The sequence below is a fragment of the Escherichia sp. E4930 genome (genome assembly GCF_005845405.1).
Taxonomy (GTDB): Bacteria; Pseudomonadota; Gammaproteobacteria; order Enterobacterales; family Enterobacteriaceae; genus Escherichia.
The window spans coordinates 1-13748 of sequence record NZ_VCDZ01000012.1; the positions used below are offsets into that span (position 1 = coordinate 1).

Annotated in this window: 6 protein-coding genes, 1 tRNA gene, 3 pseudogenes and 1 CRISPR repeat array; of the genes and pseudogenes, 9 read left to right on the plus strand and 1 reads right to left on the minus strand. The window is 47.0% G+C overall.

What is annotated here, in order from left to right; genetic code table 11:
- Window positions 1-18 precede the first annotated feature (18 nt).
- Window positions 19-286: direct repeats of the CRISPR family, unit length 23 nt; unit sequence GTTCACTGCCGTACAGGCAGCTT.
- 171 nt (window positions 287-457) lie between these two features.
- The 9 genes and pseudogenes from cas1f to FFT88_RS15160 all read left to right on the plus strand — a co-directional run bounded on the left by cas1f (window position 458) and on the right by FFT88_RS15160 (window position 13032).
- On the plus strand, window positions 458-1438 hold the full coding sequence (gene cas1f, locus FFT88_RS15115) for a type I-F CRISPR-associated endonuclease Cas1f (protein ID WP_135405947.1): 981 nt from the start codon (window positions 458-460) through the stop codon (window positions 1436-1438).
- A pseudogene (cas3f, locus tag FFT88_RS15120) lies at window positions 1438-4672 on the plus strand (type I-F CRISPR-associated helicase Cas3f). Before cas1f ends, cas3f begins: the two are co-directional and overlap by 1 nt.
- Before the next feature lie 327 nt (window positions 4673-4999).
- Window positions 5000-6306, plus strand: a pseudogene (gene csy1 / locus FFT88_RS15130) (type I-F CRISPR-associated protein Csy1).
- Window positions 6303-7226, plus strand: a complete 924-nt coding sequence (csy2, locus tag FFT88_RS15135; RefSeq protein WP_135405949.1) for a type I-F CRISPR-associated protein Csy2 — start codon at window positions 6303-6305, stop codon at window positions 7224-7226. Before csy1 ends, csy2 begins: the two are co-directional and overlap by 4 nt.
- A gap of 10 nt (window positions 7227-7236) precedes the next feature.
- On the plus strand, window positions 7237-8238 hold the full coding sequence (gene csy3, locus FFT88_RS15140) for a type I-F CRISPR-associated protein Csy3 (RefSeq protein ID WP_135405950.1): 1002 nt from the start codon (window positions 7237-7239) through the stop codon (window positions 8236-8238).
- 10 nt (window positions 8239-8248) lie between these two features.
- Complete coding sequence (gene cas6f / locus FFT88_RS15145) at window positions 8249-8803, plus strand: type I-F CRISPR-associated endoribonuclease Cas6/Csy4 (RefSeq protein ID WP_135405951.1); 555 nt, start codon at window positions 8249-8251, stop codon at window positions 8801-8803.
- Window positions 8804-8929: 126 nt separating this feature from the next.
- Window positions 8930-9500: pseudogene (locus FFT88_RS15150) on the plus strand (fimbria/pilus periplasmic chaperone); the annotation flags it as partial.
- A gap of 14 nt (window positions 9501-9514) precedes the next feature.
- Window positions 9515-12001, plus strand: coding sequence for a fimbrial biogenesis outer membrane usher protein (locus FFT88_RS15155; protein WP_135405952.1), 2487 nt, complete (start codon window positions 9515-9517; stop codon window positions 11999-12001).
- A gap of 11 nt (window positions 12002-12012) precedes the next feature.
- Window positions 12013-13032, plus strand: coding sequence for a fimbrial protein (locus FFT88_RS15160; protein WP_135405953.1), 1020 nt, complete (start codon window positions 12013-12015; stop codon window positions 13030-13032).
- Window positions 13033-13153: 121 nt separating this feature from the next.
- Here the strand turns inward: FFT88_RS15160 and FFT88_RS15165 are convergent.
- A tRNA-Ser gene (locus tag FFT88_RS15165) sits at window positions 13154-13241 on the minus strand.
- Window positions 13242-13748 lie beyond the last annotated feature (507 nt).

A 13748-nucleotide genomic window follows, 5' to 3' on the forward strand; every position in this document is an offset into this window, starting at 1 on the left:
TAATTATTACTCGCGGATGTTCACTGCCGTACAGGCAGCTTAGAAACGACTGGGTATCCAGAAATGGCAACCGATGATGTTCACTGCCGTACAGGCAGCTTAGAAACATAAAGAAACTATTTTGCGTTTCGTTCAGGTGTTCACTGCCGTACAGGCAGCTTAGAAAAACCTGAAGTTGCTGGAAAGCAGGGTAAGCGCGTTCACTGCCGCACAGGCAGCTTAGAAATGTTGAGCAATGTAATCGGGGTCAGATGCACCGTTCACTGCCGTACAGGCAGCTTCACAAATACGATGATGGCAGAAATTTAGCTGCGTTATGGCGCTCTCAACTCCGAACCATTAGCCACAACACGCAATAACAATTGTGATAATTGCGATAGAAATCAATTTCTCGCACAGAAATCAATGCTGTACTAATCCTAACTCCTTCAAATAAAAATAATCACAGGATGTGTTTATGTCTTCCAATTACCTTACTCCATCTGACCTCAAAACCATTCTCCACTCTAAACGCGCCAATATTTATTATCTGGAAAAATGCCGGGTGCAGGTGAATGGTGGGCGAGTGGAATATGTTACCAGTGAAGGTAAGGAGTCGTACTACTGGAATATCCCCATTGCGAATACCACGGCATTGATGTTGGGGATGGGAACATCCGTTACTCAGGCTGCGATGCGTGAATTTGCCCATGCCGGGGTGATGGTGGGCTTTTGTGGTACGAATGGCACGCCGCTGTATTCGGCAAATGAAGTTGATGTTGATGTCTCCTGGCTCAGTCCGCAAAGCGAATATCGTCCTACTGAATATCTTCAGCAGTGGGTTTCTTTTTGGTTTGCTGAAGATAAACGACTTGCCGCCGCGAAACGTTTTCAGTTAATCCGCCTGACACATATCGATAAGCACTGGTCCAGCGCGAAAATGCAGCGTGAACACGCCTTTCAGCCTGATGCTAATGCACTGCAGACCCTACTAAATCGTACTCGTGAAGAAATAGACGCGGCAGAAAACCATACGCAGCTTATGCTCGTAGAGGCCAAATTGACCAAAGCACTCTACAAAATGGTGAGCCAAACCGTGGGCTATGGCGACTTTACTCGCGCAAAACGGGGCGGTGGGATTGATATGGCCAACCGCTTTCTCGATCAGGGGAATTATCTGGCTTATGGGCTGGCGGCAGTGGCGGCGTGGGTAACCGGGATCCCGCATGGTTTAGCAGTAATGCACGGTAAAACACGTCGCGGCGGCCTCGTTTTTGACCTTGCCGATCTGATTAAAGATGCCCTGGTTATGCCACAAGCATTTATTGCCGCAATGGTGGGAGAAGATGCTCAGGAGTTTCGTCAACGCTGCATCAATATCTTTCAACAAGCAGATGCTCTGGATGTCATGATCACCTCTTTGCAAGATACGGCCCAGGCACTGGCTAAGGCTGATTAATGAATGTTCTGATTATCTCGCGCTGTACAAAAAAACGCCCGCGTGGAAAGCTGCCGTATTATTGATCAGTTTGCTGAACGCACCGGTGATGCCGCATGGCAAACGGTGATTACTCTGGAAGGCGTTAATACACTCCGCCGTTTACTGCGCAAAACTGCCAGGCGAAATACCGCAGTGGCATGTCACTGGCTGAAAAAGAACGGGCAAATGGAGTTGATGTGGATTGTGGGTAATATTCGTCGCTTTAATGCACAGGGACGCGTTCCCACGAATCGAACAACCCAAACCAGCCTGGTGAACAAGGAAGAAAATCGCTGGCAATGCGCGGAGAGCATTGCGCTGCTGGCGGCTATCGCCGGGTTGTTTCATGATTTTGGTAAAGCAGGACGCAGCTTTCAGCAAAGCCTGACCCATAAGAGCGCACGCAGTTATCAACCTTATCGGCATGAATGGATCTCACTGCGGCTCTTTCAGGCGTTTGTTGGTGAACAGCCAGACGATGTGTGGCTGGAGAAACTCGGGGAATTAACGGCAGATGATGAAGTTGCGATTCTTGAACGTCTGCAAAAAGACACGCCTCATTTTTCAAATAGTCCATTCAGTTCGCTGCAACCGCTAGCCAGGACGGTAGGTTGGCTGATCCTTTCCCATCATCGAATGCCGGAGAATCTTTCTCCACAGCCGGAACAATCATGCAAAGGTTGTGAAAGTTGGCTGGAGAAGCAACTGAATGCTGACTGGAATGCCGTTAACCACCGCAAAAATGACTGGACGCAACAGGATTTTGAGCAAGTCTGGCAGTTTCCATCAGGAACGCCGCTTCAAAGCGCGAGCTGGCGGGAAAAAGCGCGTCAGATTTCTCGCCGGGCAAGCAACGCGCTCGGTTTAAAGACATACGGGCAGATGGAACAGTTGTTCCCCTTACATATGGCGCGTTTTTGCCTGATGCTTGCCGATCACTACTATTCATCTAATGACGCGCAGCAAAAATGGCAGGACCCGGAATATATCGTCTGGGCAAATAGCGATCGCCAAAGCGGCACGCTCAAACAACGGGTAGACGAACATCTTGTGGGCGTCGCGCATCATGCGTATCTGCTTGGGCGGCAACTGATGCACACACGGGCATCGCTTCCGGCAATTGCCCGACATAAAGGTTTTAGCCAGCGGGCCACAGATGTGAAATATCGCTGGCAAGATAAAGCCTGGGATGTGGCGCGAGCGCTACGTGAACGAAGTCGGGAAGAGGGATTTTTCGGCGTCAATATGGCCTCGACGGGGTGTGGTAAAACCTTTGCGAACGCCCGCATTATGTATGCACTTGCCGACGAGCGAGAAGGGTGCCGATTTACCGTTGCGCTGGGATTGCGCACGCTGACTTTGCAAACCGGCGATGCTCTGCGCAGTCGGCTTGGACTGGGTGAGGATGAGCTGGCGGTACTGATTGGTTCGGCGGCAGTTAAGCAACTGTGGCAGCAGGAAAAAATAGACAATGATTGTGGAAGTGCTTCGCAAGAGCCGCCAACAGAGGAGCAACAGTTCGTTAAGTACGAAGGCAGCCTGCATACCGGGGCGCTGGAAAAATGGTTGAAGGATGACAGCAAACTTAAGGAGTTAGTGAGCGCGCCGATTCTGGTCTCGACGATTGATCATCTTATTTCCGCGACCGAGGGTGTGCGAGGCGGGAAACAGCTTCCGGCGATGTTGCGCCTGTTAACCAGCGATTTAGTGCTCGACGAACCTGATGACTTTGATATTGCCGATCTTCATGCAGTATGTCGTTTGATGAACTGGGCTGGGATGCTGGGAACGCGGGTATTACTTTCCTCGGCGACGCTACCTCAAGGGCTGATTCAGGCGTTGTTCGCGGCTTATCTCGCCGGGCGTAAAATGTGGCAGACGTCTTGTGGTACCAACGGCAGGCCCGTCAATATCTGCTGTGCCTGGTTTGATGAAAAAGATGCTGATGCAACGCAAATTTGCGACGGGCCTGGGTTTCGTGATGCACATGCAAAATTTGTTGCACGGCGAGCGGTGATGCTGGCTGAAAAAGAGCGACTGCATTTCGGGCGTGTTGCTTCAATTTCATCTGCATCAAGCACGATACAAGACGTTAGCGAAAGTGTGGCCCAGACGGTGCATACGCAAATGCTGAAGTTGCATCAGGCGCATCGCCAGCGACACGAAAGCGGTAAAACCGTTTCGCTGGGCCTGGTGCGCTTCGCGAATATCAATCCACTGGTTGCGGTGACCAAAGCTCTGATTGCCATTCCTTCACCAGAAGATGTCTGCATTCATTACTGTGTTTACCACTCCCGACATCCGCTGGCGGTGCGTTCAGATATTGAGAGGCGACTGGATCGCGCGTTTACTCGTCATAACGAACTCGATTTCTGGAACAACGAAGATATCGCAGATGCCTTACATAACCGTCCGGAATCGCACCATCTGTTTGTGGTGTTGGGGACATCGGTTATCGAAGTGGGGCGTGACTGGGATGCGGACTGGGGAATTATCGAACCAAGCTCCATGCGTTCGATAATTCAATTTGCCGGACGTATTCAGCGCCACCGTAGAAATGTGCCGACCAGTGAGAATCTGGTTATTTTACATAGCAATATTAAAGCATTGCAGAAAAAAGCCCCCGCATTTTGTAAACCAGGTTTCGAAACAAAAGAACACTTGCTGGATAGCCACGATATTTGCGAACTGATTCCGATCGCGGATTACCGGACGATTAACGCCTTGCCGCGGATCCTGTCTGCCAATAATGACAACAAACTGGCGGAGCTTGAACATAGTCGTTTATCCGCCGAATTGATGAGCAGTAAAAGCAAACATGTGGTGGCGGCGCAATGGTGGCGTGCACCGCTAAGCTGGAATGGCTGGATGCAGCGCCAGACGCCATTTCGATATTCCCCTTTGCCGGAGGCGGTGTTTTTTCTGCATATGGATGATGAAGAAAGCGAAGCGCGTTTCTATTCCCGCACGGGCGACAACGAGCGTAAAGCGCAAGGGAATTTCAGGCGAGAAGAGGTGAGATGCGCCAGCGGCGTCGCTTGCTGGGGCGTGATGGATTACCAACACGTTTTGTTGAAATTAGCTGATAAGCAAAGTTGTGAGATAGCAAACGTTGGGGAAAAGTTTGCGGAAGTGAGAGTGCCGGCCAGTGAAGAAGATGCGGTCAATGACTGGCGTTATCACCCCTGGTTAGGTGTGTTTCGCAACCTGTGATGGGGCGAGCTGCCTGTACGGCAGTTTACAAGTCCGTATTCGGAGATACATCTATTTCTAAGCTGCCAACGGCAGTGCGCAAATGTTAATTGCATAACTATTGTGTGGCAAATAATTTATGCATGGTAATATTACTTTCGTTTATTGCATTGGGTTTGGCTAGATTAAATCGTAGATATATCTAGGTGAACTATCCATGATTATCACCACGGGGGTTGTCCCTTTTGCTGTATGCATCAGTTGTACTGAAGCCATGTTGAGCTACGGAGATTTTTCAGTGAAATCAGGGAGCAACTTTAATTTGATGGATTAACGATAGGAGCCGAGATGGAAAAAACGGCGCTAATACAATTTATAACTGACTATATCGCTTCGCGAAGGCAACCCAAAATCGAAGCCTTTGAAAAAGAAGCAGCAAAGCGGTTGGAACAGGGCGAGGACGCCAGCGTTATCGCTCTGGAGCGACAGGAACTCGAAGCACGCTACCTGCCACGTAACTGGTTAACGGATGCGGCAAATCGTGTTCGTTCTATAAGGATAATCTCCCACGGGGCAAAATATAGTAATGGTGACTCCAAAGCATATGGGCGTTATTTGGAGAAATTCGTCAGCGAGGGATATTTAAATACAGCATCACTGGCAATTATTAAAGAGGATGCTGAAGGCAATGCAGCCGTTTTTGATGTTGCAAAACTACTGCTAACGGAAGTCAACGGTGATTCATTACTCGCCAGCTTAAAACGTGGTGATTATCATTCATTAAATGCCTTTGCGTTGAATGAAGAGCAATTAAACCAATGGGTTGAGTACTTTAGTGAAGCGTATATACCCGAGTGGATAAAAGCTCATAAACTATCGAAGCAAATATATTTCCCTGTCGATGATGGCTATCATCTGCTCTGCCCACTGTTTTCCAGTTCACTGGCGCAGGCGATGTATGAAAAGCTAACTGCCGTTCGCTTTAGTGAGGAGTCGAAAGCCATTCGCGATGCCCGCAAAGCAGGAAAATGGCACTCCCAGCCAGATATCTGGTTTCCTAATCTTGCCGAAATGCATTTTGGCGGCACAAAACCGCAGAATATTTCTTTGCTCAATAGTGTGCGTGGTGGCCGAGTCTGGCTGTTGCCGTCAATGCCGCCCACCTGGGCGACGCTGGATCGCGCACCACAAAACATGCGCAGTATTTTTTCCCTACGCGGCGATTTCAATCGGGCGGCTTCAGGCATCATAGCCGGATGACTTACCTGCTGAAGGTTGACATAAATAATGTTCATATCCGAACTGCGCGGGCGAAATATATTGATGAGTTGATTGATCTGCTGTTCATGCAGGCGTCTTCATTTCAGCAAGAAAAATGGCAGGGATGGTCCGCGCAATCACCAGACTTACCTCGCCACCAACAACTTTGGCTGGACCCGTGGCGAAGCCTCTCAGATGAGACTTTCAAACAGGAGCGTGAGAAAAACGACTGGCAAGAGACGGTCGCCGATGATTTCGCGCGCTGGCTGAACTACCGACTAAAAAAAGCCCGTTTCGATGTCGGTGCTGTCGAGCAAAGGGAGTGGCGCAGTCAGTCCCTGTTTACTCAACGGATGCGTGAAATGGAAGCCGTTTTGCAGGAGGCGCTGAAATGAGTTATCTGCTCTTGTTACCCCATGTACGCATCGAAAACGCTAACGCTGTCTCCGGGTTGACCTGGGGATTCCCGTCGATGACCCATTTTCTCGGTTATGTCCATGCGCTTTCTCGCAAAGTCGTGGATGAATTTGGCGTAAGTTTTGACGGTTGTGCGGTAGTAAGCCATGAACAGCATATTCAGGCGTACAGCTCCGGGCGCGATTTTCAATTCGCTCTCACCCGTAACCCATTAACCAGAGAAGGTAAAACCGCCTCGTTCAATGAAGAGGGCCGTATGCACCTGACGGTTTCTCTGCTGATTGAATGTAATGGCGAAATTACCAATGGTGAATATGGCAGAAAAGCCCTTTGCGACCATCTGAAAATGCTTTGCCAGAGCCACAAACTGGCGGGCGGCAGCATTGTTGACATGCGCGAACCACAGCTTTTTCATGCGCCTGAAGATGAAAAGCAACTGCGTAAAATCATCTGGCGTTTAATGCCTGGCTATGCGCTTTACGATCGCAGTGAATGGCTGGCTGAACATCACCAACAACATCCCGATATATCGTTGCTTGATGCCTGGCTTGATTTTGCTGCCGTTAAATATCAGGCCGAATCTCCGGCAGAAGACAACAGCGCACAATGGGTATACCAGCCGAAGCCAATGCCTGGTTTCCTGGTACCGTTAATGTGTGGCTACCAACGCATTTCTCCTGTTTACGCACCCGGTGAAGTTGAAAATGCGCGCGATACCTCAACGCCATTTGCCTTTGCCGAAGCGGTATATGGCATCGGCGAATGGCGCGGATTACATCGCATTACTGACTTGCAACCGCTGATGTGGCGTTACCGTACAACGGACACTGGCTACTATTGCTCGGCAATACCAGTCGTTGACGACCCTACGATTAATGAAGATGACGATACAGAATAAGGACATAATTATGGCAAAGGCCCCTGTAGCAGTAAAAACGGCGTCAGTACTGGCATTTGAGCGCAAACTGGCAACCTCTGACGCGGTGATGTACGCAGGTAACTGGCAAGGAAATGAATGGCAACCTATTGAGATTCAGGAGAAAGCCGTTCGCGGAACCATCTCCAATCGCCTGAAAGATGCAATTTCCAGTAATGAGTTAAAGCTGAATGCAGAAATCCAAAAAGCCAACTTGCAGCGGGTAGATGTGGCAGCGCTTCCGGTTGATGCGGATACGTTAAAAGTGATGTTTACGCTGCGCGTGCTGGGTAATTTATCCTCACCTTCAGTATGTAATGATATGACCTATCAGGAGGCGCTTTCCGGCGTTATTGAAGGTTATATCAGTGAACATGGCTTTAAAGAGCTGGCGCTTCGCTATGCCCTGAATCTGGCAAATGGTCGTTTTCTGTGGCGTAACCGTATCGGTGCCGAGCAAATTCAGGTGAAAGTCACCGCTAACGACAAATCATGGACTTTTAACAGCCATGACTTCTCTTTACGTCAATTTGAACAGGGCCAGAGTAGCGTCACAGAACTGGCGGCAACGATTGAACAAGGATTAAGTGGAAAAGAGTGGGTAATGCTTACCGTTGAAGCGCAGGTTCGTCTTGGTGCCGGGCAAGAAGTTTTCCCGTCGCAGGAGCTGGTACTCGACAGCAACAGTAGCAAAAGTCGTGTGTTATATCAGGTAGCTGGCATTGCTGGTATCCACTCTCAGAAGATTGGCAATGCTTTACGTACCATCGATACCTGGCATCCAAAAGTGGATGAATTAGGTGCTATCGCCGTGGAACCTTACGGTTCTGTAACCAGTCGCGGTGTGGCCTGCCGTCAACCGAAAGAAAAACTCGATTTTTATACCTTACTGGACAATTGGGTGACCAAAGGGATGAAACCAGACGTTGAGCAGCAGCACTACGTGATGGCTGTGCTGATCCGCGGCGGTGTCTTTGGTGAGAAATCGGAATAAGGAGCTGCCAATGGATCACTACCTTGAGATCCGCGTTCTGCCAGATCCTGAATTTTCGAGCGAAATGTTGATGGCGGCGTTATTTGCCAAACTGCATCGGGCATTAGGTGCAAGAGGGCAAGGCGATATCGGCGTGAGTTTCCCGGACGTAAATGTTATGCCAGGAGCGCGTTTACGCTTGCATGGTAGCGCTCAGGCATTACAGGCGCTTGAAGCCTCAGCGTGGCGTAAAGGACTTACGGACTATTGCCAATGTTCACCGGTCACCCCCGTTCCAGACATAAAGGGCTGGCGAGTAGTAAGCCGTGTGCAGGTTAAAAGTAACCCCCTGCGTCTGTTAAGGCGTTCAGTGAAAAAAGGCTGGCTTACTGAAGAACAGGCGATTGAGCGATTGGCGACGCAAGCTGAACAGCGGACCGACTTACCTTTTCTTAATATGAAGAGTTTGTCGAGTCAGCAACAGTTCAAGTTGTTTATCCGACACGGGGATTTGCGTACAGAACCGGTTAAAGGGGGATTCAGTAGTTATGGATTAAGCGCAACCGCTACTATTCCCTGGTTTTGATTGGTTAGTTGTAATGTATAAAAGACCTGGCCTTACCGTCAGGTCTTTTTGTCTATTGAAAAGCCGATTTCTGGCTGGAAATAGAATAAAGAATTCAATGCCCTACACTTTCATCAGTATATGGATATTTATTTAATGAATGAAGGTAATCGTAGCGCCCTGGTTCAGTCATGGATTGATGATGGCGATACCAGCCAGCCTCCAGAAAAAATTCACGTCCCGTTCGTGTTGACGCCACCGGTCGCTCATGTAAAAGGGGGGCGAGGGACAACAACTCAAAATCAAAAAATTGGCGAATACCCTACCAAAAGATCGCGAAAGCTTGTTCTTTCTCAATGTCCTGGACATTCCACCTAATAGTGAGAAAAATGAAGGTAAAAACCAGATTAAATTCGCGATGCAAAACCGCATCAAATTTATTTATCGTCCGGAGGGTATAGCTGGTGTCGATAAAGGAAGTTTTTCTCGACTGAATATCAGAGCTGTCAGTAATGGTATTAATATAAAAAATAATTCAGCGAACTGGATAACTATTCCTGAACTGAAAGGTAATGCCAAATTAAATAAAGAAACTCTGGTACTAGCACCCTGGTCAGAACAGACCGTCACCACATCTTCCGTTGTTAGCCAGTACAATGTTACGCTGATTGATGATCATGGAAACTATTTGAGTGAAAAAGTAAAAACCGTCAAATAGATCAGGGATTGATTATGTCTAAACTTAATTCTATTACACTGGCTATCCTGTCGGTGTTGGCAACTTCGTCTGCATGGGCGGAAGATGAAACATTTGACACCCATTTTATGATTGGCGGATTAAATGGGGAAAAAATTTCTGACTATCATATTGATAGTGATAAGCCGATGCCCGGTATCTATGATATGGATGTATACCTGAATAATCAGTGGCGCGGACATTATAATGTCGATATTAAAGACGATCCAGATGCAACATGTTTATCCTGGGAGCAGTTAAAGCAAATAGGTATCCTCACTGAAGGCATTAATATCGATAAAAGCGTGGAATGTGTACCACTTCGGGAAGCGGTACAGGGCGGCAGCGTTGACTATGATATTGGGCATTTTAACCTGAAGTTAAGTGTACCCCAAGCCTATGTCGTTGAGTATGAACGCGGATATGTCCCGCCTGAGGCATGGGATCGCGGGATTAACGCATTATATACGTCTTATTATGCCAGTCAGTATTACAGTAATTATAAGCACGGAGGAGATAATAAAAGTAGCTATTTAAATCTGAATAGTGGTTTGAATCTTCTGGGCTGGCAGTTGCATTCAAATGCAAATTATACGAAAAGTGACGAGAGCAGCGGTAAATGGAAGAGTAACACGTTATATCTGGAGCGCGGAATTCCACAAATTCTTGGCACATTGCGTGCTGGTGAAATGTATACCGGTTCTGATGTTTTTGACTCCGTGCGTTTTCGCGGTGTACGCCTATGGCGCGATATGCAGATGTTGCCGAACTCTAAACAGAATTTTACTCCAGTGGTGCGTGGTGTTGCCCAAAGTAACGCACTTGTCACTATCGAACAAAATGGCTTTGTGGTTTACCAGAAAGAGGTTCCGCCAGGTCCATTCGCCATTGATGATTTGCAACTTGCTGGTGGTGGTGCAGATCTGGAAGTTACCGTTAAAGAAGCTGACGGTTCGGTATCGCGTTATCGTGTACCTTATTCATCTGTACCAAATATGTTGCAACCGGGCGTTTCGAAATATGAATTTGCTGCCGGACGTAGTCGTATCGAGGGAGCCAGCGATCAGTCAGATTTTATTCAGGGAAGCTATCAGTATGGCCTTAATAATTTGCTGACTCTCTATGCTGGCACGCAGTTGTCTGATAATTACTCATCGTTTGTTCTCGGCACGGGATGGAATACACCGATTGGTGCTGTATCGGTTGATTTTACCCATTCCCATAGTGAACAAGATAACGGTGATGTGTTTAATGGTCAAAGTTATCAGATTGCCTGGAACAAATATCTCTCTCAAAGTGGAACGCAATTTTCGCTGGCGGCCTGGCGTTATTCTTCTCGGGATTATCGTACTTTTAACGATCACGTGTGGGCAAATAGCAGGAAAAGCTATAATCGAGAAGATGACTCAGTTTATGATATCGCCGACTATTATCAGTACGATTTTGGTCGTAAGAACAGCTTTTCTGTAAATATAAACCAGTCATTACCAGAAAATTGGGGATATCTGTCGGTCAGCGGTCAATGGCGGGATTATTGGGAACGCAGCGGGACAGGGAAAGATTATCAACTCAGCTATTCGAACTCCTGGGAACGCCTTAGTTATACCTTGTCTGTTAGCCAGACCTACGATGAAGATAACCGCGAAGATAGACGCATTAACTTATATTTCTCAATTCCCTTCTCGTGGGGCGATGGAATCACTGAAAAACGACGAGATTTATTTGTTTCTAACTCGACCACTTTTGATAAAGACGGCTATCGGTCGAATAATACCAGCCTCAGCGGTGTAGCGGGGAGTCGCGATCAGTTCAGCTACGGGGCTAACTTAAGCCATCAACACCAGGGCAGCGAAACAACAGCAGGTGGAAACCTGACCTGGCGTGCGCCATTGGCGACTATTGGTGGCAGCTATAGCCAGTCGAAAAGATATCAACAGGTTAGCGGTAATATTCAAGGCGGTTTAGTCGCGTGGTCGGACGGGGTGGCACTGGCTCCCAGACTTTCCGATACGTTCGCCATCGTCAAAGCGCCGGGACTGGAGGGAGCGGCGGTGCAGGGATATCGTTACCTGACCACGGATAGCAGAGGCTACGCTATTTATGACAACCTGACGCCGTATCGTGAAAATACGTTGATGTTGGATATTGCCGACAGTAAAAGCGATGTGGCGCTACTGGGTAACCGTAAAAACACCGTTCCTTATCGTGGTGCGGTAGTGATGACGCAGTTTGAGACTGATAAACGCAAGCCCTGGTATTTCATCTCCCAACGCCCTGATGGCTCTCCGTTGCCGTTTGGTTATGAGGTTGAAGATGAAAGCGGCAACAATGTGGGCTTAGTAGGACAGGGAAGCCGGATATTTATTCGCACCAATGATGTTCCCGCGTCGATTCGCGTCTCGGTTAATAAACAGCAGGAACAATTCTGCACTATTACCTTTGATAACGTTATTGATGACAATAAAGTTTATATTTGTCGTTAAGGGATTTGTTTATGAAGAAATATTGGTTTTTGTTTCTACTGGCTTTGCCTTTTTTGGGGCAGGCTAAATGTACTATCAACGGAAATTCTACTGCAATACAGGGCGTAAATTTAGATCTAACAACGGGAAATGGAACGGTTACATTTTCTCCTAATCTGACGGGGGAAGTCACATGTAATTCGACTCAAGATAAGGTAAATGTGCTTAAAACATTAGATAATTATGTTGTAGAGATGAAAGAAAATCAAAACAGCAATCAATCAATTTATATTAAGTTTAATCTTGATGTCGGAGATGGATTTCCTGTTGACACGGGAGATAGGAAAACTTATTCAGTTAACGATACTATTAATAATAAAAGTATAGCATTAACAGCTTCATATATAAAATCGCCTGAAAGTAATGCGAATGTTCAAAAAGTATATTCTAATTCATTCATCTTGAATGCTCCTGCGGTTGTCTTTCCATTTGAAAATGGTTCAGCAACTAATTTTTGCTATCAAAACATTATCTTTTATTTTATATGTTATGTGAGCAATAGGTTACCAACAGATGCTGCTTATCAACAGAATTTAAATGTTAATATAACAAAACACAAACCTACAACCTGTAGTTTCTCGCAACCGACTTACGAAATAAGAATGCCAGAAACAACGATAAGTGAGATGCAATCTGCCAATAACACAAAATCAGGTTCTATAGATCTGGTTTTAAATTGTGACAGTGTTTATAACGTCACGACTAATCCAGTGACTTTTAAAATTGCGCGCGGTGAATGGGATGATAGTGGAACCATTCTGAAAAACACATCGCTTAATGGTGCTAAGGGGGTTGGGTTCCAGATTTATAATGGTAACGCAACGACACCGTTAAAACTGGGCGATACTCTGATGAACAAACTAACTAAAATGGCGGCCATTGAGAATCAGTACACCTTCCCGATTACCGCGAAATATGTCCGCGTGAATGAGGAAGCACTACAGCCTGGAGAAGTCCAAAGCAAAGCCATATTTGCCGTATCCTACGACTAGTGGGTATAGTCATCAGCCACTGATTTTCACGTACTTTCGAAGAGGAAGTACGTGTTTTTTATTTAAGGCGCATTAATGCGAAAAAAAAGCCCGTACTTTCGTACGAGCTCTTCTTAAAATATGGCGGTGAGGCGGGGATTCGAACCCCGGATACGTTGCCGTATACACACTTTCCAGGCGTGCTCCTTCAGCCACTCGGACACCTCACCAAATTGTTTTGCTGCCTGACCTCATGGGTGGCAACGGGGCGCTACTATAGGGAGTTGGAGTAAAACGGTCAAGAAGAATTTATAGAGATTGATTCGTTTGGTTACGCAATGAACACGCTGTTTGCGTGACGGAGATTATGACCGTATGTGTTCTGTTCAACTGTTTATCAAAAGCTATGCATAAAATATGAGATTGAAGAAGTACCAAATCGACCCTTTTTTTAGGTTGAAATGTAACTCATTGATTTTGTTTATTGCTATTTTGAAGTCTGGAAAAAGGGTTTGAATCTGCGATTTTGTAAGTTTTAACAGTAAATCAATCGGATAGTCTGCTATTATTCCAGTTCACTGCCGTACAGGCAGCTTAGAAAACGTCTGATAGCGAGAACGTCATGGTTTTGGCGTTCACTGCCGTACAGGCAGCTTAGAAAGGTGACCAGGCACAAACGGCACCAGCGCGGCTGTTCACTGCCGTACAGGCAGCTTAGAAACGTCGCGCCAAATTGA

Coding starts and splice junctions, on each gene's coding strand:
- cas1f (WP_135405947.1), top strand. CDS start 458: ATGTCTTCCAATTACCTTACTCCATCTGACCTCAAAACCATTCTCCAC.
- csy2 (WP_135405949.1), top strand. CDS start 6,303: ATGAGTTATCTGCTCTTGTTACCCCATGTACGCATCGAAAACGCTAAC.
- csy3 (WP_135405950.1), top strand. CDS start 7,237: ATGGCAAAGGCCCCTGTAGCAGTAAAAACGGCGTCAGTACTGGCATTT.
- cas6f (WP_135405951.1), top strand. CDS start 8,249: ATGGATCACTACCTTGAGATCCGCGTTCTGCCAGATCCTGAATTTTCG.
- FFT88_RS15155 (WP_135405952.1), top strand. CDS start 9,515: ATGTCTAAACTTAATTCTATTACACTGGCTATCCTGTCGGTGTTGGCA.
- FFT88_RS15160 (WP_135405953.1), top strand. CDS start 12,013: ATGAAGAAATATTGGTTTTTGTTTCTACTGGCTTTGCCTTTTTTGGGG.